This window comes from Actinoallomurus acanthiterrae, from assembly GCF_054775715.1.
On record NZ_BAAHCO010000001.1, the window covers coordinates 7,964,252 to 7,987,205 of the forward strand.

The 22,954-nt window shown below is 68.6% G+C and carries 23 protein-coding genes and 1 pseudogene; 14 read left to right on the forward strand and 10 right to left on the reverse strand.

Translation table 11 applies throughout. The features are described from left to right. Genes ACYVF7_RS37585 through ACYVF7_RS37595 form a run of 3 tightly spaced genes read right to left on the reverse strand, consistent with a single transcriptional unit; the run spans position 1 to position 2,884 of the window. Positions 1-1,176 (reverse strand): helix-turn-helix domain-containing protein, encoded by a 1,176-nt coding sequence (locus ACYVF7_RS37585; protein WP_460350093.1) that lies wholly within the window; start codon positions 1,174-1,176, stop codon positions 1-3. Then, complete coding sequence (locus tag ACYVF7_RS37590; protein WP_460350095.1) at positions 1,173-2,513, reverse strand: 7-cyano-7-deazaguanine synthase; 1,341 nt, start codon at positions 2,511-2,513, stop codon at positions 1,173-1,175. The genes ACYVF7_RS37585 and ACYVF7_RS37590 overlap by 4 nt, the downstream gene beginning before the upstream one ends. Continuing rightward, positions 2,510-2,884 (reverse strand): hypothetical protein, encoded by a 375-nt coding sequence (locus ACYVF7_RS37595; protein WP_460350097.1) that lies wholly within the window; start codon positions 2,882-2,884, stop codon positions 2,510-2,512. The genes ACYVF7_RS37590 and ACYVF7_RS37595 overlap by 4 nt, the downstream gene beginning before the upstream one ends. 381 nt (positions 2,885-3,265) lie before the next feature. Here ACYVF7_RS37595 and ACYVF7_RS37600 point away from each other — a divergent pair, with 381 nt between their 5' ends. The 3 genes from ACYVF7_RS37600 to ACYVF7_RS37610 all read left to right on the forward strand — a co-directional run bounded on the left by ACYVF7_RS37600 (position 3,266) and on the right by ACYVF7_RS37610 (position 4,677). Then, positions 3,266-3,397: a hypothetical protein gene (locus ACYVF7_RS37600; RefSeq protein ID WP_460350099.1), complete on the forward strand. Its 132-nt coding sequence runs from the start codon at positions 3,266-3,268 to the stop codon at positions 3,395-3,397. Between the two features lie 199 nt (positions 3,398-3,596). Then, positions 3,597-3,845, forward strand: coding sequence for an SHOCT domain-containing protein (locus tag ACYVF7_RS37605; RefSeq protein ID WP_460350101.1), 249 nt, complete (start codon positions 3,597-3,599; stop codon positions 3,843-3,845). A gap of 184 nt (positions 3,846-4,029) precedes the next feature. Next, positions 4,030-4,677: a Rieske (2Fe-2S) protein gene (locus ACYVF7_RS37610; RefSeq protein WP_460350103.1), complete on the forward strand. Its 648-nt coding sequence runs from the start codon at positions 4,030-4,032 to the stop codon at positions 4,675-4,677. Positions 4,678-5,024: 347 nt separating this feature from the next. On the opposite strand, the gene ACYVF7_RS37615 is transcribed toward ACYVF7_RS37610, so the two are convergent. The 4 genes from ACYVF7_RS37615 to ACYVF7_RS37630 form a co-directional block, all read right to left on the reverse strand. Beyond that, entirely contained in the window at positions 5,025-5,504 is a 480-nt protein-coding gene (locus ACYVF7_RS37615; protein WP_460350104.1) for a DUF2231 domain-containing protein, read from the reverse strand. Between the two features lie 85 nt (positions 5,505-5,589). Then, entirely contained in the window at positions 5,590-6,546 is a 957-nt protein-coding gene (locus ACYVF7_RS37620; RefSeq protein ID WP_460350106.1) for a ferritin family protein, read from the reverse strand. Between the two features lie 166 nt (positions 6,547-6,712). Then, a complete protein-coding gene (locus ACYVF7_RS37625; protein ID WP_460350108.1) occupies positions 6,713-7,561 on the reverse strand; it encodes a DMT family transporter in 849 nt (282 codons plus the stop codon). Between the two features lie 96 nt (positions 7,562-7,657). Then, positions 7,658-7,987 carry a hypothetical protein gene (locus ACYVF7_RS37630; protein ID WP_460350111.1) on the reverse strand — a complete coding sequence of 110 codons (330 nt, stop codon included), beginning with the start codon at positions 7,985-7,987 and terminating at the stop codon, positions 7,658-7,660. Between the two features lie 329 nt (positions 7,988-8,316). Between ACYVF7_RS37630 and ACYVF7_RS37635 the strand changes: the two genes are divergently transcribed. The 3 genes from ACYVF7_RS37635 (at position 8,317) to ACYVF7_RS37645 (ending at position 11,547) form a co-directional block, all read left to right on the forward strand. Next, on the forward strand, positions 8,317-10,236 hold the full coding sequence (locus ACYVF7_RS37635; RefSeq protein ID WP_460350113.1) for a cation-translocating P-type ATPase: 1,920 nt from the start codon (positions 8,317-8,319) through the stop codon (positions 10,234-10,236). Positions 10,237-10,249: 13 nt separating this feature from the next. Next, on the forward strand, positions 10,250-10,939 hold the full coding sequence (locus ACYVF7_RS37640) for a cation transporting ATPase C-terminal domain-containing protein (protein ID WP_460350115.1): 690 nt from the start codon (positions 10,250-10,252) through the stop codon (positions 10,937-10,939). Between the two features lie 80 nt (positions 10,940-11,019). After that, positions 11,020-11,547: a pyridoxamine 5'-phosphate oxidase family protein gene (locus ACYVF7_RS37645; RefSeq protein ID WP_460350118.1), complete on the forward strand. Its 528-nt coding sequence runs from the start codon at positions 11,020-11,022 to the stop codon at positions 11,545-11,547. A gap of 87 nt (positions 11,548-11,634) precedes the next feature. On the opposite strand, the gene mgtA is transcribed toward ACYVF7_RS37645, so the two are convergent. From mgtA to ACYVF7_RS37660, 3 genes are all read right to left on the reverse strand, one after another. Further along, complete coding sequence (gene mgtA / locus ACYVF7_RS37650; RefSeq protein WP_460350120.1) at positions 11,635-14,220, reverse strand: magnesium-translocating P-type ATPase; 2,586 nt, start codon at positions 14,218-14,220, stop codon at positions 11,635-11,637. A 90-nt stretch (positions 14,221-14,310) separates the two neighbouring features. Continuing rightward, positions 14,311-14,871: a hypothetical protein gene (locus tag ACYVF7_RS37655; protein ID WP_460350122.1), complete on the reverse strand. Its 561-nt coding sequence runs from the start codon at positions 14,869-14,871 to the stop codon at positions 14,311-14,313. A 44-nt stretch (positions 14,872-14,915) separates the two neighbouring features. Next, positions 14,916-15,212: a universal stress protein gene (locus tag ACYVF7_RS37660; RefSeq protein WP_460350125.1), complete on the reverse strand. Its 297-nt coding sequence runs from the start codon at positions 15,210-15,212 to the stop codon at positions 14,916-14,918. Positions 15,213-15,337: 125 nt separating this feature from the next. On the opposite strand from ACYVF7_RS37660, the gene ACYVF7_RS37665 reads away from it, so the two are divergent. The 8 genes and pseudogenes from ACYVF7_RS37665 to ACYVF7_RS37700 all read left to right on the forward strand — a co-directional run. Then, a complete protein-coding gene (locus ACYVF7_RS37665; RefSeq protein ID WP_460350128.1) occupies positions 15,338-16,684 on the forward strand; it encodes a GAF domain-containing protein in 1,347 nt (448 codons plus the stop codon). Positions 16,685-16,697: 13 nt separating this feature from the next. Continuing rightward, entirely contained in the window at positions 16,698-17,051 is a 354-nt protein-coding gene (locus ACYVF7_RS37670) for a sensor histidine kinase (RefSeq protein WP_460350130.1), read from the forward strand. 131 nt (positions 17,052-17,182) lie between these two features. Next, a complete protein-coding gene (locus ACYVF7_RS37675; RefSeq protein WP_460350132.1) occupies positions 17,183-17,632 on the forward strand; it encodes a pyridoxamine 5'-phosphate oxidase family protein in 450 nt (149 codons plus the stop codon). Between the two features lie 289 nt (positions 17,633-17,921). Next, entirely contained in the window at positions 17,922-18,914 is a 993-nt protein-coding gene (locus ACYVF7_RS37680; RefSeq protein WP_460350134.1) for an Acg family FMN-binding oxidoreductase, read from the forward strand. Positions 18,915-18,942: 28 nt separating this feature from the next. Further along, positions 18,943-20,325, forward strand: coding sequence for a cytochrome ubiquinol oxidase subunit I (locus ACYVF7_RS37685; protein WP_460350136.1), 1,383 nt, complete (start codon positions 18,943-18,945; stop codon positions 20,323-20,325). A 13-nt stretch (positions 20,326-20,338) separates the two neighbouring features. Beyond that, on the forward strand, positions 20,339-21,388 hold the full coding sequence (cydB, locus tag ACYVF7_RS37690) for a cytochrome d ubiquinol oxidase subunit II (protein ID WP_460350138.1): 1,050 nt from the start codon (positions 20,339-20,341) through the stop codon (positions 21,386-21,388). Further along, positions 21,385-22,749, forward strand: coding sequence for a thiol reductant ABC exporter subunit CydD (cydD, locus tag ACYVF7_RS37695; protein WP_460350140.1), 1,365 nt, complete (start codon positions 21,385-21,387; stop codon positions 22,747-22,749). Before cydB ends, cydD begins: the two co-directional genes overlap by 4 nt. Positions 22,750-22,786: 37 nt before the next feature. Further along, positions 22,787-22,876: pseudogene (locus ACYVF7_RS37700) on the forward strand (ABC transporter ATP-binding protein); the annotation flags it as partial. Positions 22,877-22,954: the final 78 nt, after the last annotated feature.

Consider the following 22,954-nt stretch of genomic DNA (forward strand, 5'->3'; position numbering starts at 1 on the left):
TCAGCACACCGCCTCGTCCATCCGTACAGATTGCGTAACCCCACCTTGCGTGATGTCCCGGCTGGTCGTCAGGCTCTGCACGATCTGCCGAGCTCGGACTCGATCTTCACGCAGATAGCCGGCGAGCTGCCCTTCAGTGATCTCACCTTCGGCGAACAGTTCGGCAGCCAGGTACCGGTAACGAAGCGGGAGGAGTTCAGCCGGTTCGACGTCCGGAGCCATACCGAGCAGCCGCTCCGCCTCGGCGGGGCGCAGGTTCGGCTGCAAACGATCGTACGCCCCCGAAGGCACCAGCTTCAGGTCTTCCAATCTGAGCATGAGGGCCTGCAACGACACCCGGAAAACCCGGGCGAGCTGAAACAGGTCGGCCAGTGTAGGCCCCTTGGGACGAAGACGATGCAGTTCGAGGAAGCGCCGCCGCAACCCGCTCCGCGGCATGAGGAAGTTGGCGGCGAAGAAGTCCGCGAACCGCTCCTCGGCCGGTCTGCGCTCCCCCATCAAGGTGACCTCAGACCGTTCCCGCCTGGTGAGGAAATGGGCATATTCGTGGCTGAGGGTCCACCGGCGGCGCTGCACTGGGTGATTGCGGTTGACTGCGACGCAGGCACCCAGTGGTTCAGCGAAGACGATCACACCGGCGACGCGCGAAGGCATCTCGGGCATGAAGATCCGGATTCCCACCTCGTCTTCGAGGATCTCGCGCAGTTGCCAGATCGGGCCATCGCCCAGCCCTAGACGTCGTCTTTCCTCAACCGCGAGATCTTCCGCCGCGTCCTCCAGGTCACGGCTGGGTGGCTCGACAGTCGCCGGATACCGGCGTGGCAGTTCCGCACCACTTCGCCGGGCCAGGTCAAGAAAGTCATCGCCCAAACGCTCCAACTCCCCGACAAGCGACTCCAAGTCCGGGGTGTCGGATCGTCGGGTCAACGCCAATCGGAACTGAGCACCGAGCGCCTCCACAGGAGGCTGCGGGCGGACCAGTTCGCTGACCTGACGGCCGTAGAGACGTGCCAGGGTAACCAGCTCCGCAGGGCGCACCTTGCGGGTGCCCTTTTCCATCGCCACAAGAAGCGGGCGGCTCACTCCCAACGCGTTGGCGGCGTCCTGCTGGGTCACGCCCGCGGCCTGGCGCGCAGCCCGAAGGCGCTCACAGACCAAAGTCTCGGCATCCGTCATCCGGCCACCCTCCGTTCTAGACCCCATCGACGCACGTTGACACCAAGATCGGCGCCGACGGCCTGCCACTCGCTGTAGTAGCGACCGTACAGGTCCAGCAAGGCGGCCCGCCCGGGTTCCGTGTCCGCTGCCGGCACGTCGAGGACCTGCGGGAACTCACCAGCCAGGCTGCTCCATGGGTCTGCGGCGACCAGGCTGCGCCCGAGCCTCATCACCTGCCATAGCCATGCCGCCCACCCCTCCGGCATGTCCTCGAATTCGGTGTTCGAGCGGTACGAGAGCCCGGCGTCGAGCTGGTCCCGCCCGGCCGCTGCGACTGCTTGCCGACGCAGTACGCAGGACGTGCATGCGCCGCAGGGATGAGCTCCGGCGATCCGGCTGGCAAAGCCGGTATCGCAGGAGATCGAGCGAGCGCAGGCCTCATCCGCACTGTCGGGCGCCTGTTTGACCACCTCCGCCTTCGTCGACCACAGGTAGGGAAGTTCGGTGCGGAACCTGGAATCCGAGGCAGCCGACACCAGATCGGCCATCAACTCCAAAGTGCGGGGATGCACCGCACGGGTGGCCTGGGATCCGTGCTGTCCCTCGATCAATGGCAGGTTGATCGCGCCGATCCCGTTTTCATAGACCCGCAGCCTCTGAAGACCGGCTGCCAATGCGGTCGCGATACCCGCAGACAGGAAGAGGAAGCCTCTGGTCCGTTGGGTGGTCTCAACCGATCGGCCCCGTCCCAGGTGGAGGCGGTACCGGCAGGGGCGGAGCTGTGGCGCGCGCAGGAGACTGAGGACGGTCTCCTGGCAGGAGGCCATCCGGGAGTTGGTGCTCACGCTCACCGGTATGTAAGTGGTGTCAGGCGCGAGGGCGATATCCCTGGCAAGGCCGGCAGTCGAGTCGAGACCTCCGCTGAAGAGAACGGCGACGGCGCGGTCGGGCACCGTGTTGAACAGGAAGTCCTGCGGTTCGTCGAGGGGAGACTCCGGCCACCGCGCCCGATCGAACTCGAACGCCCACTCATCGTCGGTCAACCAGTTCAGCAGGCCGCTGAGACGTTCCTGTAGGACCGTCCAGCGTCCTGGATCCCTTACCGCGATGTACAGGCGCAGGCGGCGGGCCCAGCCCAGCCCGTAGGGATCACGCCGGGCACGCGCGGTGAGCCGATCGGCGCTGTAGACGGCGGTCGCGATCTCCATCAGATCGGCCGCCACCGGAGGCAGCAGCGTGGACAGCTGGGAAGTGACCAGTCGTCCGTCGAGATAGGTGTCGTCTCCCCATCGGACCGCGTTGCCGGCGGTGGAACCGGCAGGACGGAAGTCGTACGGGTGCCAACTGGTGTTCATAGGTCACTCACCGGAAGGTCCAGGAGGGATTTCGTGGAGAGGCGAGGGTGGCCCGGCGCACGGACCTTGCCGTCGGGATGTGCGAGGAGGGCGCTCGCCAGCTTTTCAACGCCGGGCTGGTGCAACGCACACTCGCAACGTTCGTAGAGAGCGTCGGCCTCCCACCGCGATCTGAACACCATCCGAGGGAGGATGCGCCCGAAGCCGTAGTGCTTGGCAAGTCGCCGGACGAATCCCGACGCGAGCAGGTGCTTGGCAGCATCCGCATCGGCCGCACACTCCGCAGCCCGGGTTTCAAGCAGCACGTTGACCTCCTTGCGAAGCAGGTCGGCTTGCGGCCCGCTTTCCAGCGAGTTATCCAGCGGTGCCACCGCCGGCCCCCGTCCTGATCACCCGTGCGGAAACCTGCCCAGAGCTTCCGGGCCCGCTGGTGGAGTTCATCTGCGACGTCGAGGATCGAGGGCACACCGCCGATGTCCCGAAGCGTGGCGGCCAACGCTTTCTCCGTCCGCTCGGTCAGCTTCGCCAGATCGTCATCGTCGAGCAGGGTCCGTCGCACCGCTCGCCATGACCGAGGCAGTCCCCTGGGAAGGTAGTCGTCGTCCGGCACGCCATGCCTCCGCTCTGACATTGTCAGGCTTTAAGAGTACGTCAGGGCCGTACGATGTCAACGTCGTTGCTCCAAGGGGGCACGGCATTCGACGCGGGCCTGCCCGACGACGACGTTGTTAGCGAGATCGAGCGTTGCTCCCGTGACGACCGGGCAGATGCTGGTCGATGCCACGGAGGAGTCCGGGCACGTCCAGATCGGGGTCGCCGGGCAGCCTGCGGCATGGCGCAGCCGGTCACGGGCCGCGGTGAGCCGAGCGATGGTGGCGCGCTAAGCCTGTCACGTAGCTCCCGGTCGCGATCAGCAGCGCCGTCGAGGAGCTCGGCGACTTCATGAAGCAGCCCACTGGCCCGGTGGATGGCGGGACTATCGATGCCCGCCCGCGGGGCCAACGGCCCTACGGACTGGAGCGTTGTCAGGCGCATGCTGGGGACTGTCTGAACGTTGGCGTGCCCCACGGGAGGTATTCGGCGATGATGTGGGGTTACGGCCCCGGCTACTGGCTGGGCATGGGAATCACGACGATCCTGTTCTGGGGTTTGCTCATCGCAGGCATCATCGCCTTGGTCCGCTACATCGGCGGCGCCCGACGCACTGGTCCGCCGGATGCAACAAAACTGGTGCCACGACCAGAGGAGATCCTGGCCGAACGGCTTGCCCGCGGCGAGATCGACACTGACGAATACAAAGAACGCCTTGAGCTGCTGCGAGAACGCCGATGAACGTCACCGGTTCCCGGTCGGTTGGACACGCTCTCCGCAAGCCCCCACACGTCCAAAGCAGACCAAACCGGCACGGGAAGCGTTTTTGATCGCACCGCAGTGGTGTCAGACCTATCGATCGATACGCCCCGACCTCCCAAGTGAGAAAGGTCCCCATCAGAACTTAAGAGATCGGGAGGTGGCCATGAAGGGCTTGCGACGTTACATCGAGGATCTGCTCAAGGGCCGCCGCCCGCGCTCCTTCCCGGTCAACGAGGCGGACGCCGACGCGCTACGCGTCGCCATCCAGTTGCGTGCCGCCCGTCCGGGATCAGACGCGCCACGCGAGGAGTTCGTCGCCGACCTGCACCGTCGCCTCGCCCAGCCGGACACCAGGGCGGCACCAATGCCGATCCGGCGCCGCCTGGTGCTGGGAGGCGCGCTCGCCGCCACCGGCGCCGTGGCGGGCGCGACGATCGATCACGTGCTCACCAGCGGCACGACACCGCGAGGCGGGGGCACCTTGACACCTTTCAACGGCAGGTGGCGTCCGGTGATGGCCACCGCCGACCTCCCGGAAGGCGCCGTTCGCTCCTTCGACGTCGGCAGCGTCACCGGCTTCGTGACCCGCGCCGACGGCCGACTGCGGGCGGTCTCCCGCGTATGCACTCACCAGGGCTGCCGCCTGCACCTGGAGGCCGGCACACGGCTGCGCTGCCCCTGCCATCAAGCACTCTTCGCATTCGACGGCACAGTCCTGTACCACCGGCTACCGAAACGACCTCGTGCCCTCCCCCGCCTGGCCGTACGAGAGGCGAGCGGTGCCGTTGAGGTGTACGTCTCATCCGTCTGATACCGGTCGCGTGTGGCCGCGAACGACCAGGCGCCGGCTCGGTGGCCGCACCTGCAGCGGGGTTTAGGCCTGCACAGCAGCTCCCCGGTCGAATCCGCCAGCGCGACCGGCCTGTTTGACGAGCCGTCCTCAACGCTCACTTCGTCACCGGCCGGTGGGTTGGTAGTCGCGGGTGGGGTCGAGCGACCTCAAACCCATTGAGGGTTCGGGTCATTCCGATGTCCTGAGACATTTCGACCAGTACACGCAGCTCGCGGACCCGCTTGTCGATCGATGCGATGCCGGTCGAGTCCCGGGGCGGCGATGGCGGCGTGGGCAGCGGCGATCGCGTTGATTGTGTCAGGAAGTTACTTCGTCCAGACGGCCTTTGCGCCGCTGTGGCCGGCGAGCACGACCTCGACTACGCCTCCGATTCCGCCCACCAGCGCCATCGTGGCGAGCAGGACCGTCGCGACGGGTCGCCACCGCGATCTGGGCCCGCCGCCTCCACCCGGCGATCGTGACGTCCGTCGGGCCAAGTAGATCAAGAGGCAGATGCCCACGACGGACAGCCACAACACGATGACGAACGGCAGCACCTGCTCGCTCTGCTTGGCGTGGGCCTCGACGAGTTCCTTCTCCCCAACGCGTTCTTCGAGGGACTCGCCGCTTTGGGTCGTCAGCGGGACGGCGATCAGCCCGATGGTCGCGACGAACAGGACCGCCGGCCACAGGCGACGCGCTGCGGCGGGCCAGAATGCCATGAGGATCGCGCCGAGCGCCGCCAGCGGTACGCAGACCACGACGGCGTGGGCGACCAGCGGATGCATCGGCAGGCCGAAGACCATGTCCGTCTCCTACCCCGGCGGGTTCAACCGGCGGCAATGAAGCATGCCGGCATGCTGATGAAGCTCACCGGCGTTGGGGGCATGGCTACGGCAGCCGGTTCAGGGCCCGCTGGAAGGCGCGGGCGTGACCGGATTCGTCGTCGGCGTTGTGGGAGAAGCGTGTCGCCGCTTCGCTGTCGCCCGCTGCCTTGGCGCGCTGGGCGAAGGTCGGATACATGGTCCGGGACTCGTACTGCTCGCCGCTGATGGCCTTGGACAGGTTGGCGCGGGTCGTTCCGACGAGCCCGGCGAGTTTGGCCTGGTCGGCGAAGTGCTCGCGCCGTTCGACGTCGGCGTTGCCGCGGAACAGCCGTGCCACGGCCGGGTTCTTGGCGTGCTCGGCGTACAGCCGGTACTTGGCGTGGGCGAGGGCCTCGCCATGCATGGCGGTGTCGAGGTTGGCTTTTGTGCGCTCGGCGTGCACCATCGCCGGTCCGGCGGGGACCTGCACCGGATCGACCTTCGGCGGTGCCGGGACGCTGCCCTGCCTGGACTCGGTCACGCGCAGCGCGGTGCCGAACGCTTTGCCATGGACGGCTTCGTCGTCGGCGATTTCGGAGAAGGTGGTCGCCGCGTTGCCGTCCCCGTCGGTTTTGGCCTGCTGGGCGAACCCGGGATACATCGTTTGGGACTCATAGGTCTCACCGGCCTCGGCGGCACGCAGATTGCCGCTGTCGCTGCCCACCAGGCCGCTGAGTGCGGCCTCCTCCTTGAAGTGCTCGTTCAGTTCCACGTTGGCGGTGCGGTCGAACAAGCGAGCCACCGATGGCAGTCCTTCTCGCCGAGCCTGGTCGGCGTACAGCCGGTAAGAGGCGTTGGCGAACGCCTCACCCTTCATGGACTGGTCCAGGTCGGCGCGGCTCTGCGGGTTCGGGACCCGCGCCGAAGGCGCGGCGGGAGGTCCCGCCGCCAGGGCCGAGGCGACGAGCGCCCCGCCTACCGGGGTACTGAAGGCGATGGTGAACGCGCCGGTCGTCAGCGCTCCTCTCAGGAAGGGAATCACGAGAAGACCTCCACATCGGATGACAATGGACACCGCGGCCTTACCAAAACGCCTACCCGGCGAAGCGATCGCCAACGGCCGACCCAGTAAAGGTCTTCAATGCTCATGGCGGTTCGCGTAAACGATGTCTCACATGCGGGAAGGGTTGGATCGACTTGTCCTTGTGTCAGGTCCGCACGAGGGGTGATCGGTCCAGGATGGTGATCCCGGTGACGGCCAGGAGTGCTCCAAGGATCTGGATGGCCAGTGCCCAGGACGAGGCGAGACGTTCCTGGAAGATCAGGGTTCCGATCAGGACGGCGCCGATCGGCTCGAGGGTGTCGATGAGGGGCAGGCTGATCGCCAGTGATCCCGCCTGGTAGGAGCTTTGTGCCAGGAGCACCCCCGTGCCGCCGATGACGAGCAGCGCGTACGGTTCCCAGTGCCACAACGCGGCCAAACCGTCGTTGCGCAGCAGATCGGCGGTGGCCTTGGTCAGGGCGTCGAGCAGGGCGAAGAGCAGCCCGGCGGCGGCCGCGTACATGCCCGTCCGACGACGGCCGGGGTTGTGGAGCCCGGCCGAAACCAGCACGGTCACCAATGATGCGGTGACCAGCAGGAGCGGCAGCCAGTCCCATAACCCTGGTGCGGCCGCTCCAGCGGTATGGGGAAGCACCGTCAAGAAGGCGGCCACACCTCCGGCGGTGCATGCTGCCCCGGTCACCTCGGCCGAGGTGAGGCGCTGACCGCGGCGCCAGGCGATCAGCGGTAGAGCGAACAGCAGGTCGGTGGAGGCCAGCGGCATGACGAGCACCAGGGAGCCGAAGGCCAGGGCGGCCCCCTGGATGAAGTACGACGCCACCGACATGCTGATTCCGGCCAGCCACAGCGGCCGGTGGGCCAACGCCCAGATCAGTCGCGGCCGCAGGGATTGCGCTTCGGGGATCGAGGAGGCCGCGGCCTGCTGCACGACGGCGGCGACGCCGAAGCAGCACGCCGCCAGCAGAGCGGTCAGCACAGCGATGGCGGTTGCCACGATCACAGCATGCTCGCTGGTCGCCGTGGGTGCACGTACCGTCGGAAGCGCGAGCGGGTTGACCAGCGCCCTGGTCACCGAGCGGATGGCGCGCGGTCAGATCAGCGACGTTCCCGCCCGGTCCTCCCACTCGGCCGCCGCGGTCGTGCGCGCCAACGTCTGCACTCGCTTCAATGCGATCATGTTCAGTAGCCCGATTTCCAGCGCTCGACTTTGGCTGGTTGAGCTCGACACCTCGAGGTCAACCCGCCAAAGCACTGCGGAAGTCACCGACCTGACCAAGGCCATCGCCGAGGAGCGGTACGAGTTCCAGACCATGTACCCGCCCCTGGCCGAACGCGCCAAGGCGGTGAGCGACAACCAGGCGGCGACACGGTTCTCAACGACGCCGAGGACCAGGCCGACCCCACGCTCGTCTTCCAACATGCCCCGGACCGGCTGCGGTAGCCAGACCTCAGACGCCCGCCCCGTCGTGTCGGTGCTCCGGTCGTGCACGCCCGGTCGGGCGGCCGTCACCCGCCTTTGAACCCGTGCGTCACGCGATCCAGGCGAGTGCGGACGACCGATCGTACGGCGCTCGGCGCGACGCCCGCGACCGCTGCGGCACCAGGGCGGTGCGGCAGACCTAGCGAGGCGGGACGTTCGTCCCTGCCGACGTGAGCTCAGTCTTTCCAGTATTGAAGGCATGCTTCGTGACCTATTGAAGGCGCGCTTCGTGACCGCCACGGCGACACCATGGCATGTGGGTGGAAGCGATGATCGAAGGTGAGGCCGCTCAGCAGGCGGCCTTGGAGGGGCTGTCGTCGGCGGATGCCGCCGCACGTCTGGCCCGGGACGGGGCGAACGTCCTGCCGCAGCGCCCTCCGGTCCCGCTGTGGAGACGGATCGCGTCCCAGCTGCGCGATCCGCTCATCCTGGTCCTGCTGGTCGCGGCCGCGCTCACCATCGCCACAGGTGACCAGACCGACATGGCCGTGATCCTCCTGGTGATCGTCGTGAACACCACCGTCGGGGTCAGCCAGGAGATCCGTGCCGACCACGCGATTAGCGCCCTGTCCGAGTTGACCGCGCCGACCGCACGGGTACTCCGGGACAGGACACAGCGCCAGATCCCGGCGGCCGACGTCGTCGTCGGGGACCTACTCATGCTCGCCGAAGGCGACATCATCCCTGCGGACGCGACGATCGTCGAGGCGGCGGCGCTGCTGGTGGATGAATCCTCGCTGACCGGCGAATCGGTGCCGGTGGAAAAGACGGCACCCGCCCAGCCGACGTCCGGGGACGGATCGGTGTCGGCGGGCACGGTCGTCGTCAAGGGGCGTGGCCGGGCGGTCGTCACCGCAACCGGGACGGCCAGCGCGACCGGGCGGATCGCGGCGATGCTCGGCCGGCCCGCCGGGCTCACGCCGTTGCAGCGACGCCTGGTCGGCGTCGGTCGGCTGCTCGCCGGGGCGACCGTCGTACTGTGCGCGATCGTGCTCGCCGCGGGCCTGGTCCGCGGGCAGCCGGTCGAGCTGATGCTCGTGACCGCGATCAGCCTCGTGGTCGCGGCCGTCCCCGAGTCGCTCCCTGCCGTGGTCACACTGAGCCTGGCGCTGGGCGCCCGCCGGATGGCGGCACGCGACGCCCTGGTCCGCAAACTGCCGGCCGTGGAGACGCTCGGGTCGGTCACCGTGCTCGCCACCGACAAGACCGGCACGCTCACCGAGGGCCGCATGGTCGCACGCCGACTCTGGACGCCCACGGCCGAGGCCGCCATCACCGGTTCCGGGTACGCGCCCGACGGCCAGATCCACGTCGGTGACCACGAGCTCGACGGACCCGACCCCTATGGGTTCACCGACCTCCTGACGGCCGCCGCCCTGTGCAACGACGCGCGCCTGTCTCCGCCCGACGGCGCGGGCACACAGTGGTCCGCGCTCGGTGACCCCACCGAGGCGGCTCTTCTCGCGGCGGCCGCCAAGCTGGGCATCGACCGCCATGCCCTGCACGAACGGCTGCCGCGCTGCGACGAACGCCCCTTCGACAGCGAACGCAAGCGCATGACCACCATGCACCGCCTGCCCGACGGACGGTTCCGGGTCGTATGCAAAGGCGCGCCGGAGACCATGCTGACCCCGGCCGTTCTGGCCGACGACTCAGCGCTCCTGGCGAGGGCCGCCGACCGGGCGGATCGGCTCGCCCAGGCCGGTTTCCGCGTGCTGGCCGTGGCGTGGGCCGAGCGGCCGGACCGCCCCCGGCCGGATGAAGATCCCGAGCAGTGCCTGCGGCTCCTCGGCCTGGCCGCGATCGTCGATCCCCCGCGTACGGCGGCGGCCGCCACCATCACCGCCTGCCGCCGCGCAGGGATCCGGCCGATCCTCATCACCGGCGACCACCCGGGGACCGCCCGCGCCATCGCCACCGAACTGGGCATCATCCAGGCCGACGACCAGGTGGTCGACTGCCGGCGGCTGCGCGAACCCGACCTCACCGAGGCCGCCGTCTTCGCCCGTGCCACGCCCGGTCAGAAACTCGACATCATCCAGGCCCTGCGCGACCACGGCGAGGTGGTCGCGATGACCGGGGACGGCGTCAACGACGGGCCCGCGCTGCGCCGTTCCGACATCGGTCTGGCCATGGGCGCGTGGCACCGAGGTCGCCCGCCAGGCCGCCGACCTGGTCCTGGCCGATGACGACCTCGGTACCGTGGTCGCCGCCGTCGACGAGGGCCGCCGTGTTTACGCGAATGTCCGCCGCTTCCTCGTCTACGCCCTGTCCGGCGGTGCCGCGGAGATCGCCGTGATGTTGTTCGGCCCGCTGTTCGGCCTCGCTCTGCCGCTGTTGCCCGCCCAGATCCTGTGGATCAACCTGCTCACCCACGGCCTGCCCGGCGTCGCCCTGGGCGGCGAACCCGCCGAACCCGGCGCCATGGGCCGGGCACCTCGCCCGCCCTCCCAGAGCATCATGGGCGCCGGCCTGTGGCAGCGGGTGCCGCGCATCGCCCTCGTCCTCACCGCGGTCACCCTGGGCGTCGCCGTCTGGGCCCAGCACACCGGCCGCCCCTGGCAGAGCATGGCGTTCTTCGCCCTCGGCGCGACCCAGCTGGGCGTCGCCCTGGGCTCCCGGTCCCGGCCACATACCTGGGCCAACCCGATGCTCCCGGTCGCCGTCGCCTCCGCGCTGTCACTGCAACTCGCGGGCCTGTACCTACCGCCGCTCCGCGAACTCCTGAGCACCCGGCCACTCAGTGCCACCGACCTGGCGATCGTGCTGACCTTGTCCGTCCTCGGTTACGCCGCCGTACGCCTCGACCGCATCCTCCACCCCGGACAGCCTTCGGCCTCCCGCCCCGCCGACGTCGACGGAGCACAACGCATACGAGCAGGCGACCGGTGACACCGTCTCCTGCAGACCGCTCTGACCGCGACGGATCGCCTCGTGAACCCCGGTACCCGCCCATTAAGGAAGACGATCGGATGACCTGCGGATCTGGAATAGGAACAACTGATGTGGGTGATGACATGAATGGTGACATGGCCGGTTCGGCTGAGGCCGGGCCTGCGAGAGATGACCGGGTCGGTGGCGCAGCGACGCTGATCTCCCTGGACGAGGCCGAGTGTCTACGGTTGATCTCACCAGGCGGCGTCGGGCGGCTGGGCTACGTCGGCCGTTACGGTCTCACGATCCTTCCGGTCAATTATGGGTTGCACGAGGGCACCATCGTCTTCCGAACCGCCCAGGACAGTCCGACCGACGAGGACCTCCGTACCGGGATCGCGAACGCCGAGTACAAGGTCGCCTTTGAAATCGATGAGCTCGACCCGACAGCGCAACAGGGGTGGAGCGTCCTGGTTCAGGGCTCGTTGCATCATGTGGAGTCCGAGGACGAACGCGCATCGGTCCGACGAGCAGGCGTCGAACCGTGGGCGGGGGGTGTGCGGGAACTGTACCTGCGGATCCGGCCGACGCGCATCACCGGCCGCCGTATCGGCAAGGGCTCCTAGATGGATGGCGTGTCAAGAGGGCGATGACGCCGCCTTCGTACGGGAGTGTGCGGGGCTGAGCCATCGACGTCCGGTCACGTCGATGGCTCAGCCCGTCATTCGTCGCTGGCCCGGGTGCCGTCTACTGAGCGGATGGATCGGGCCGGGGATGCTGAAGGGCGCGGACCGGCGATGGAGGCGACGGTGCGGATGTGTTCCGCGACCGAGGTCGGGTACCGGCTGGGCTCGGTAGAACCGCGCCTTGATGAGTTCGACGAGCGCCAGATACGCCAGGACGATTCCGGCGGTGACGGCGAGGATCGCCCCGGTGACCCGCGAGAATCCCAGATCGGCCGCGAACGGCATGAAGGGCAGCGCCGCGCCGACGGCGACGACCGCCAGGGCGGCCGCGGCCACGACGGCGCCGGGCCTGCTCCGCCAGAAGGGCGTCCGGCGAGTCCGTACGAGGAAGATGACGAGCGTCTGGGTCGCCAGGGACTCCACGAACCATGACGCGCGGAACAGCGACGGGCCGGCGTCGAAGACAGCTCGAAGCAGCCAGAACATCGTGAGGTCGAACAGCGAGCTGAGCGGGCCGAACACGAGCATGAAGCGGCGGATCAGCCCAAGGTCGAAGCGCGCGGGGCGGGCGAGCTGCTCCTCATCGACCGCATCGGTGGGAATGGCGAGCTGACTCGTGTCGTAGAGCAGATTGTTCAGCAGGATCTGGCCGGGGAGCATCGGCAGGAACGGCAGCAGCGCCGATGCCGCGGCGGCGGAGAACATGTTGCCGACGTTGCTCGCCGTGCTCATCAGCACGTACTTCATCGTGTTGGCGAAGATCCGGCGCCCCTCGACGATGCCGTCCGCCAGGACTGCGAGGTCCTTCTCCAGGAGCACGACGTCGGCTGCGTCCTTGGCCACGTCGGTGGCCGAATCGACGGAGATGCCGACATCGGCGGCGTGCAACGCGAGGGCGTCATTGACGCCGTCGCCCAGGAAGGCGACGTCCAAGCCGTGCTCGCGCTGAGCCCTGACGAGCCGTGCCTTCTGTTCGGGGCCGATGCGCGCGAAGACGGTGGTCCGGGAGATCGCCTGGCGCAACTCGTCGTCGTCGAGCCTTTCGATGTCCTCGCCGGTGAGCACCTCCGCGATGCCAAGCCCGAGGTCGGCGCAGACCTTCCGCGCCACCAGCGGGTTGTCCCCGGTCACGATCTTCACCGTCACTCCCACCGCAGCGAGCCGGGCCAGTGCGTCGGCCGCGTCGGGTTTGGGCGGGTCGACGAAGACGAGGAAACCGCTGAGCCACAGGTCCTTCTCATCCGATCGCGTCAGCCTCCCGGTGCCATCACCGGCGGGCCGGGTCGCCACCGCGATGACGCGGGCGCCATCCGCGAAGTGCCGCTCGGCGAGGGCACGCGCTGCTTCGGGGACCTCCCCGCAGGATCTGAAGACCGCTTCGGGCGCTCCCTTGGTGATGACGATCCGTGCGCCGTCCGGGCACTCGACCAGTACGGACGCCATCCGGCGTTCGTGGTCGAATGGCAGGTCGTCGAGGCGCCGGTAGCGGTCGGTCGGCAGCGTTCGTGCGTCAGGCGCCCGCCACAGCGCCGCGTCCAGCGGATCGGAGCCTTCCGCCTGGCCGATCCCCGTGCACAACAGGCCGTACAGCAATGTCATGTCGTCAGCGCCGTCGGCGACCGGTACGGTTTCACGCAGCGTGATGTCCGCCCGGGTCAAGGTTCCGGTCTTGTCGGTGAACAGCACTTCGATGTCGCCCAGGTCCTCGATGGCGACCAGCCGCTTGACGAGGACCTTCAGGCGGGTCAGCCGCCGCGCTCCGGTCGCCAGGCTGGTGGTGACCACGGCGGGCAGCAACTGAGGGGTGATCCCGACCGCGATCGCCAGCGAGAAAAGCAGCGCGTCGAGGAATGGCCGGTGCAGGAGCAGGTTCACCACGAAGATCCCTGCGGTGAGAACCGCAGCGACGCGTACGAGCAGCATTGAGAACCGGCCCAGCCCGACCTGGAAGGCGGTCTGCTGCTGCCGCTCCCCCAGACCGGCCGCGATCCGGCCGAATGCCGTACGCGCCGCGGTCGCGGTGACCTGCCCGGTGGCGGTGCCCGATGCGACCACCGTGCCCATGAGCGCCGTGTCGGCGGGCCCCTTCGCCACCGGGAGGGACTCACCGCTGAGCACCGCCTCATCGCACTCCAGCGCACGGGCCATGATGAGGCGGACGTCGGCGGGAACGACCGTACCCGGCCGCAGTTCGACCACGTCACCCGGAACCAGTTCGGCGACGTCCCGGGAGACCAGGCGGCCGCCGCGGTGAACGAGGGCGCGGTGGCGAAGCCGTTCGTGCAATGCGCTCACGGCCTGCTCGGCGCGGTACTCATTGAAGAAACCCAGGCCGACACTCATCGCCACGATGACGGCGATGACGATCGCGTCGGTCCGCTCCGCGACGACGAACGACACGCCCGCGGCGACGATGAGGAGCACGAGAAGGGGGCTGCGCAGCTGACGCAACAGAACCGCCAAGGGACTGGTCCGATGACTCCGGACGGCGTTCGGACCGGCGGTGCGGCGGATCGCCGCCGCCTGTGCGTCGGTCAACCCGGGCGTTGCCGGTGGCGATGATTCCCCGCTGAGCGGGCGTTCGGGATCGGAGTGCTCCGGCGAACCGTCCATCGTCTTATGTCCTTTCGGGGTCCTCGCCGGATACGAGCGAAGGGAGAGCGCGGGCTCTTCGCCACGCGCTCTCCCTCAGGGGCGCAGTTGTCACTTGAGGATGGGGAAGCGGCGGACCAGATCGGTCTTGGCCCACCGGTGGCCGAGTCCGAGGGTGTCGCCGGCGCGCACCAGGGCCAGTCCGATGATGAGGAGCGCGTAGATGAGGTGGTCGTCCATGAACACGTTGTTGGCCGGGGGCAGAACGACGCTCCACATCATCACCAGCATCACCGCGCCCGCCGCAGCGGCGATACGCATACCGATCCCGAGCATCAGCGCGACACCGATCCCGGCCAGGCCCAGCATGAACAGCCAGTCCGCCCAGGCCGCACCCGCGATGCCGTGATAGAAGCCCTTGAACGGACCGGCGGCGGAGAACTTCAAGAACCCCAACGTGGGGTGACCGCCGTGAATCCAGGCCTGCTTGCTCGTAGTCTCATGCCCCAGCCCGAACAACTTGTCCATGAACGCCCACACGAACACGAACCCCAGCGACAACCGGGCCAGCGCCCACACATAGCGAGCAGCGGCACGTTCGGTCACCGGCTCCACACCGGGCAAACGAATGTGCAGGCGGCGGGTCGCGGCACGACGGTCGGTGACAGCCATCGTCTTCACCTCTCTCGGGGGGTGCCGGATCGGCTCCGGCTGCCTTAACTCAACCTCGTACGACCAGGCGTATCGCAGAGACGAAAGCCGTGCCGGCAGGGGACCTTCGTCCCCGCGTGTCGGGCCTTGCCGTGCGTTGCGGCACGGTCGCGGACCACCACGGCAGGACAGTGAGCGTGATTGACGCATTGCCGGCTGACCGAGCCGAGCAACAGTCCGGCGAAGCCACCACGCCCGCGGTCGCCGACTACCGAGAACTCCGCGTCACGGGACGCGTTGTCCGAGCGCCTCGGACGGGTTGCCCTCCACGACCGTGGAACGGATCGGAGCAGAGCTCTCACTTCCCACTACGGCGCGGACCGCCTCGTTCAACGCTTTGGCCGCATCGCCTTCACCACACGGCCTGGCGTCGTACGGTGGTCACGGCGATGATGGAGGCCCCACGGCGCCGAAAGGACATGTACCGGTGTTCGCTGAAGGCCTTACCGGTGACGATCGCACGCGTCCGGTACTCCCCCAGCTGCGGCTCGATGACCTGCTCACCGAGTTGCAGGGCCGGATCGCGGCCGTGCTGGCGACCCGTGATCGCGTGCACACGCTGCTCGAGGCGATCGTGTCGATCGGCAGTGATCTGGAACTGGATACCATGCTGCGCCGCATCGCCGAGACCGCGGCCACGCTGGTGGACGCCCGCTACGGGGCGCTGGGCGTGATCGGGGAGGGTGACCGGCTGGCCCGGTTCATCACCACGGGCGTGACCCAGGAACAGATCGACGCCCTCGAACACTGGCCGCACGGTCTGGGCATCCTCGGCCTGCTCATCAAGGATCCCCGGCCGATCCGGCTCCCTGACCTGTCCGCGCACCCCGAGTCGTACGGGTTCCCGGCGAACCATCCGCCGATGCGGCGGTTCCTCGGGGTGCCGATCCGGGTCCGCGACGAAGTGTTCGGGAACCTGTATCTCACCGAGAAGGCCGACGGCGGAGAGTTCGACGACGAGGACGAGAGCATCGTCCTGGCGCTGGCCACCGCCGCGGGCGTGGCGATCGAGAACGCCCGCCTGTACCAAGAGTCCCGCAGCCGCGAGCGCTGGCTGCAGGCCTCAGCGGAGGTTACGACCGCGCTGCTGTCCGGCACCCCTCCCGCCGACGTCCTGGACCTGGTGGTCCGGCGCGCACGGGACATCTGCGACGCCGACCTGGCGACCGTGTCGCTGCCTGAGGGCCCGGAGAAGAGGCTGGTCGTGCGGGCCTCCGATGCTCGGGGCACCGACCTGCTGAACCGTCCGCCCTTCGACCAGGCCATCGCCGCGAAGGTCTTCGCCAGCGGCTCTTCAGAGATGTTGCTGAAGGTCGATGAGTCCACGTCGCCGGCGACGGACGTACAGCTGGGAATGGCGATTTCGGTACCGCTCGGGATCGGAGCGGCCGCGCGGGGAGTGCTGTCGGTGGCGAACGTCACCGGCCACATCATGTTCGGCGAGCCGATGCGGCAGCTCCTGGAGACGTTCGCCGCTCAGGCCGCGATCGCGCTGGAACTGGCCGAAAGGCGGCGCGACGCCGAACGGCTCGTCGTACTCGAGGACCGGGACCGGATCGCCAAGGACTTGCACGACACCGTCATCCAACGATTGTTCGCGACCGCGATGACGCTGATGAGCGCTATCAAGATCACCCAGAAACCGGACGTCACGCGACGCGTCCAACACGCGGTCGACGACCTGGACGACACCATCCGGCAGATCCGCTCGACCATCTTCGCGTTGCAGGCGCCTCCCGACGAGCCGGCTGAGTCTGCGCTCCCGCCTCCATGACGTCATCGACGGCATGGCCGAAAGCCTGGGGTTCGCCCCCTCCGTACGCCTGGAGGGACCGATCGATGTGACCGTCGACGACGCGGTCGGCGAGAACCTTCTCGCCGTCGTCCAGGAGGCCCTGTCGAACGTCGCCCGCCACGCTCACGCGACGCGCGTCGATGTCAATGTCGTCGCCGGTCCCGACCTGCTGCTACGGGTCGCCGACGACGGCGTCGGCATCCTCGAGCAGACGAGCCGGCGCAGCGGGCTGGCGAACATGGCCGCCCGTGCCGAAACCCTGGGCGGCACCTTCGACGTCCACGCCCGCGACGGAGGCGGAACCCTTCTCAACTGGCGCGTCCCGCTGCACCCGGACAGGACGTGACCGACGTTCCGAGTGGCCGTGAGCACTGGGCCCTTATCCGCCTGAGTGGATCCGCGGAGCGGCGCCGTACGCTTGCCGAGACGGGACTTTCGCCTCATCCGGTGGCAGGGGGCGAACGGCATCGTTGAGTCATGAAGACCGATGTGGGTGAGTCTCCGGCGTTCGACCGTGCGCAGTGCCTCACGTTGGTGAAATCCGTGCCGATCGGTCGTGTGGTCTACACCCATCAGGCGCTGCCGGCGGTCATGCCGGTGAACTTCGTCCTCGACGGCGAGATGGTCATCATCCGCACCGGATCCGATTCCACGCTGGCCGCGGCCGCCCTCGGCACCGTGGTGGCCTTCGAAGTCGACCACCTCCACCGCGACACGCTGAACGGCTGGTGGGTAACCGTCACCGGGCACGCACAGCTACTCGACGACCCCGCGGACGATACGCACGCCGGGTTTGGACTTCGGCCATGGACGCAGGCACCGAACGCTCGATTCATCGGCATCTCATCCCAGTACATCACCGGCGGCAGGTTCGACCTGACGCACATCGATCCGCTGGACGAGCCCGTCACCCGGACCGGAACCTGAAGGACCGACCGGCCAACTGGCCGACCGGTTGACCGGCCGGCTGTAACTCTGCGGTCTGTTTCCGACCGTTCTGTTCCCGCGCGGGGACGAAAGTCCCGCCCGCCTGCGTGCTTTCGGCTCTGCGGCTGCCCCCGGCGGCCGGCGTTAGGTGAAGGCATCCGGAAATGCTCCGGAGCAGGACCCGCCTGGTCCGCCACTTCCCCGTCCGGAAGTGACCGGAACAGACAGCACGGGCGCATGGCCCGCGCTGTCTCCTTTCCAAAGGACGCACCGCTGACAGGGACAGACGATGACGAGAACACAGGACGATGTCGCCGCCGTGCTCATCGAGGCCGCCTCCTGGGCGCCGTCGGTGCACAACACCCAGCCGTGGTCGTTCGGCGTGCACCGATCGCGGCTGAGCGTACAGGCCGACCCGGACCGGCGCCTGAAGGTAGCCGATCCGGATGGCCGCGAGATGCTCATCAGCTGCGGCGCCGCACTGTTCAACCTCCGGCTGGCCGCTCGCCATCTCGGCCGGGTGCCTGAGATTCGGCTGCTGCCCGATCCAGGGCGACCGGGTCTGCTCGCCGATGTCGACTTCAGCGGCCAACGTCCGGCCACTCCTGCCGAAGACCTGATGTTCGCTCAGGTCAAGACCCGCCGCACCCACCGCCGCGGATTCGCCCCGGACGACCTGCCCACCGCCTTGGTGCCGAAGCTGCACACACAGGCGCGGCAGGAGGGCACCGCCCTCCGGCTCGTCGCCGATCCACGCGCCAAGCTGGCCTTGGCCGCGCTGTCTGAGGCCGGCGAGCAGATCCAGCGGCTGAATCCGGCGTACGTCGCCGAAGTCGCCCGATGGGCACCCGCCCCCGGCAGCCACCGGGACGACGGTGTCCATTCCGGCGCCTATCCGCGCGAGCCTGCGCACACCGACCCCTCCTTCCCCGTGCGTGACTTCGCGCGCGGCATGGGCTGGGGTCATGCGGAGGAGAAGCCCGACCATCTGACCGCTGCGGTGACCGGCAAGGTCCTGTTGCTCATGACCTCCGGTGACACCCCGGCCGACTGGCTCGCGGCGGGAATGGCCCTGCAACGGATCCTGCTGTGCGCCGCCGAGGACGACGTCTCCGCCGCCTTCCACACTCAGGCACTGGAGATCGGCGAGCTGAGGGCTCTCATCCGCTCGCGGTTCTGCGATGGCGCCTTTCCTCAGATGCTGCTGCGCATCGGCCACGCCGGGGGCCACCACGGAAGCGTACGGCGGCCGGGGTCCGACATCACCCGGCAAGAGCCCTGACTCAGACCCACCACATGACGGAGACCACGTGAACGCGCTCGATGTGGCCCGATGGCAGTTCGGAATCACGACCGTCTACCACTTCATCTTCGTGCCGCTGACCATCGGCCTGTCGGCCCTGGTCGCGGTGATGCAGACGATCTGGCATGTCAAGAAGGACCCGCTGTACCGGCGGATGACCCGCTTCTTCGGCACCCTGTTCCTGATCAACTTCGCGATGGGCGTCGTCACCGGCATCGTGCAGGAATTCCAGTTCGGGATGAACTGGTCGGACTACTCCCGTTTCGTCGGCGACGTGTTCGGAGCGCCGCTGGCCATGGAGGGACTGCTCGCCTTCTTCCTGGAGTCGACCTTCCTCGGCCTGTGGATCTTCGGCTGGGACAAGCTGCCGCCGCGTCTGCACCTGGCCACGATCTGGCTGGCCGCGATCGGCACGAACCTGTCGGCGTACTTCATCCTGGCCGCGAACTCCTGGATGCAGCATCCGGTCGGTTACCGGATCAACCCGGTCACTCACCGGGCCGAGCTGACCAGCATCTGGAAGCTGCTGACCAACTCCACCACTTTGGTCACCTACCCGCACGTGCTGGCGGGCGCGTTCATCACCGCAGGGGTGTTCCTCATCGGCGTCAGCGCCTGGCACCTCATGCGCGGCCGCGAGGTGGCGCTGTTCCGGCGCGCGATGCGCCTCGGACTGGTCGTGTCACTTCTCGCGGCCGTCGCCACCACGGTCTCCGGCGACCTGCAGGCCAGGATCATGACAAAGCAGCAGCCGATGAAGATGGCCGCCGCCGAGGCCCTGTACAACACCTCGGCACCCGCGTCCTTCTCCCTGTTCACCATCGGATCCCTGGACGGTGGCCAGGAGGTCTGGAGCGCCCGGGCGCCCCACGTGCTGTCGTTCATGGCCACCGGCGACCCGAACGGCAAGGTCGAGGGCATCGACGACATCCAGCGCTCCTACGAGCAGAAGTACGGTGCCGGCGACTACAAGCCCGTCATCCCGGTGACGTACTGGTCCTTCCGGCTCATGATCGGCTTCGGGTTCCTCGCCGGCCTGCTCGCGCTGGCCGGACTGTGGCTCCTGCGCCGCGGGCGCGACAACCGCTGGTTCCACCGCGCGGCGCTCGCGTCGATGGCACTGCCGTTCCTGGCCAACACGATGGGCTGGATCTTCACCGAGATGGGCCGCCAGCCCTGGACCGTCATGGGCGTACTACGCACCAAGGACAGTGTCTCGCCCGGTGTCGGGACCGCCTCGGTCGTGACCTCGCTGTCGGTGCTCACCCTGCTGTACGCGGCGTTGGCCGTCATCGCCGCGGTGCTCATGGTGCGCCAGGTGCGCACCGGCCCTCCGCCGGCCACCGGCGAACCCACCTCAGACGAGCCCGCGCCCGCCTTCTCGTACTGACCCGGAGACCTGAATGCAACTCACCACCGTCTGGTTCATCCTCATCGCGGTGCTGTGGACCGGCTATTTCGTCCTGGAAGGCTTCGACTTCGGCGTCGGGATCCTCCTGCCCGTCCTGGCCCCGCGCCGCGACCCGCACGCCGACACCGACCGCAGGGTCATCGTCAACGCGATCGGCCCGGTCTGGGACGGCAACGAGGTCTGGCTGCTCGTGGCGGGCGGTGCGACGTTCGCCGCCTTCCCCGAGTGGTACGCCTCGCTGTTCAGCGGCTTCTACCTGCCACTACTGGTCATCCTGGTCGCGCTCATCGTGCGCGGCGTGGCGTTCGAGTACCGCGGCAAGATCGACGGCGACCGGTGGCGGCGCAACTGGGACCGGGCCATCTTCTGGGGATCGGCGATACCGGCGCTGCTGTGGGGCGTGGCGTTCGCGAACCTGGTCCGCGGAGTCCCGCTCGACGCCGCCCACCGGTTCACCGGGAACCTGGTCACGCTGCTCAACCCGTACGCGCTGCTGGGCGGGCTCGCCACGCTGGGGCTGTTCGCGTTGCACGGTGCCGTCTTCCTGGCCCTGAAGACCGACGGCGAGGTGCGTCACCGTGCGCGGGCGCTGCTCACCCGGTGGTGCCCGCTGGTCGTGGTGATCGCCGCCTCCTTCCTCATCTTCACCGAGGTCGCGTACGGCAGGCCGGCGACGTGGGCGACCGCGCTCGCGGCAGCCCTCGCCCTGGTCGGCGGCGTGACCGCCGGGATCCGAGGCAGAGAGGGCTGGGCCTTCATCGGGACCGCCGTGACGCTCGCCCTGGCCGTGGCCACCCTCTTCGGGAACCTGTGGCCGGACGTCATGCCGTCGACCACCAACGCCGCGTTCAGTCTCACCGTCCACAACGCATCCTCCACGCACTACACGTTGACGGTGATGACCTGGGTCGCCGTCGTCTTCACGCCGGTGGTGCTGGCCTATCAGGGGTGGACATACTGGGTCTTCCGCAAGCGGCTGACCCGCGCCGCCATCTCCTCCCGAGGCGGCGGCCGCACCGCGCCGGGCCGGACGGCGGCATGAGACCGCTCGATCCCCGGCTGCTGCGATACGCCGGCGCGGCGCGCACCCACCTGATCGGTGCCGTTGTGCTGGGTGCCGTGCTGACCGGGCTGGTGCTCGCCCAGGCGAGGCTGCTGGCGCACGCGCTCGCCGGTTCCGGCCCCCGCAGGGCGACACTGGCGGTGCTGCTGGCCGTGGTCCTGGCGCGCGCACTTGTCACCTACGGCGGTGAGGCGGCCGCATTGCGGGCCGCCGCGGCCGTGAAGTCACAGTTGCGGCGGCGGCTCGTCCCACACGCCGTGCGCGGGCCCGGCCAGAACGCGGGCCGTATCACCGGAGAGGTCGCGACCCTGGCCACGCGCGGCCTCGACGCCCTCGACGCGTACTTCGCCAGGTATCTGCCGCAGCTCGTCCTGGCCTGCATCACACCGCTCGCCGTGCTGGTCGTCGTCGCCGGCGCCGACCCGCTCTCAGCCCTCGTCATCGCCGTGACCTTGCCCCTCATCCCGGTCTTCATGGTCCTGGTCGGCATGCACACCAAGGCACGGACGGAACGGCAGTGGCACCTGCTGGAACGGTTGGGCGGGCACTTCCTCGACGTCGTCGAGGGCCTGCCCACCCTGAAGGTGTTCGGCCGGGCCAAGGCCCAGGCGAAGGTCATCCGCGACATCACCGGCGCGCACCGGCGCGCCACGATGTCCACCCTCCGGATCGCGTTCCTGTCCGCCCTGGTCCTGGAACTGCTGTCCACCCTCGCCGTCGCGCTCGTCGCCGTGGAGGTCGGGCTCCGGCTGCTGGGCGGCGGCATACCGTACGAGACCGCGCTGCTCGTCCTACTCCTGGCGCCGGAGGCGTACCTGCCACTGCGGGCGGTCGGCGCCCAGTTCCACGCGAGCATGGAAGGTGTCACCGCAGCGCAGAGCGCCCTGGAAATCCTGGAGGCACCGGTACCCGGCCCGACGACGGGCGTCGCCCGCGCGGACCTGAGCCGGGACGTCATCCGGCTCGACGGCGTCACCGTCCGGCATCCCGACAGCGATACACCCGTGCTGAATGAGGTGTCATTGACCCTCCGCCCGACGGAACGGGTCGTGGTCACCGGCCCGAGCGGGGCCGGCAAGTCGACGCTGCTGTCGGTGCTGCTGCGGTTCACCGAGCCGACCGCCGGACATACCTCGTTCGCCGACGTTACGGTGGAGCGGTGGCGTGAACAGATCGCCTGGGTTCCGCAGCGCCCCCACCTGTTCGCCACGACCATCGCCGACAACATCCGCCTCGGCATGGCCGCCTCTAAGGAAGACGTACAGCGGGCCGCGCGGCTCGCCGGCGCGGCCCGGCTTCATCGAGGAGCTTCCCGCGGGCTACGACACCGAGGTCGGTGAGCACGGTCTGCGGCTGTCGGCCGGGCAGCGGCAGCGGATCGCGCTGGCACGCGCCTTCCTCCGCGACGCGCCGCTCCTCCTGCTGGACGAACCCACCGCCCACCTCGACCCGCACAGCGCCCACCTCGTCCGGGACGCGGTCGAACGGCTCATGACCGGGCGCACCGTCGTACTAATCACCCACGACCACGCCTGGACCCGTCAC

Bases quoted from the DNA above. Each gene is read 5' to 3' on its own strand.
- ACYVF7_RS37585 (WP_460350093.1), bottom strand. From the start codon at position 1,176: ATGACGGATGCCGAGACTTTGGTCTGTGAGCGCCTTCGGGCTGCGCGC.
- ACYVF7_RS37590 (WP_460350095.1), bottom strand. From the start codon at position 2,513: ATGAACACCAGTTGGCACCCGTACGACTTCCGTCCTGCCGGTTCCACC.
- ACYVF7_RS37605 (WP_460350101.1), top strand. From the start codon at position 3,597: ATGATGTGGGGTTACGGCCCCGGCTACTGGCTGGGCATGGGAATCACG.
- ACYVF7_RS37610 (WP_460350103.1), top strand. From the start codon at position 4,030: ATGAAGGGCTTGCGACGTTACATCGAGGATCTGCTCAAGGGCCGCCGC.
- ACYVF7_RS37615 (WP_460350104.1), bottom strand. From the start codon at position 5,504: ATGGTCTTCGGCCTGCCGATGCATCCGCTGGTCGCCCACGCCGTCGTG.
- ACYVF7_RS37630 (WP_460350111.1), bottom strand. From the start codon at position 7,987: ATGTTGGAAGACGAGCGTGGGGTCGGCCTGGTCCTCGGCGTCGTTGAG.
- ACYVF7_RS37635 (WP_460350113.1), top strand. From the start codon at position 8,317: ATGATCGAAGGTGAGGCCGCTCAGCAGGCGGCCTTGGAGGGGCTGTCG.
- ACYVF7_RS37645 (WP_460350118.1), top strand. From the start codon at position 11,020: ATGACCTGCGGATCTGGAATAGGAACAACTGATGTGGGTGATGACATG.
- mgtA (WP_460350120.1), bottom strand. From the start codon at position 14,220: ATGGACGGTTCGCCGGAGCACTCCGATCCCGAACGCCCGCTCAGCGGG.
- ACYVF7_RS37655 (WP_460350122.1), bottom strand. From the start codon at position 14,871: ATGGCTGTCACCGACCGTCGTGCCGCGACCCGCCGCCTGCACATTCGT.
- ACYVF7_RS37670 (WP_460350130.1), top strand. From the start codon at position 16,698: ATGGCCGAAAGCCTGGGGTTCGCCCCCTCCGTACGCCTGGAGGGACCG.
- ACYVF7_RS37675 (WP_460350132.1), top strand. From the start codon at position 17,183: ATGAAGACCGATGTGGGTGAGTCTCCGGCGTTCGACCGTGCGCAGTGC.
- ACYVF7_RS37680 (WP_460350134.1), top strand. From the start codon at position 17,922: ATGACGAGAACACAGGACGATGTCGCCGCCGTGCTCATCGAGGCCGCC.
- cydB (WP_460350138.1), top strand. From the start codon at position 20,339: ATGCAACTCACCACCGTCTGGTTCATCCTCATCGCGGTGCTGTGGACC.
- cydD (WP_460350140.1), top strand. From the start codon at position 21,385: ATGAGACCGCTCGATCCCCGGCTGCTGCGATACGCCGGCGCGGCGCGC.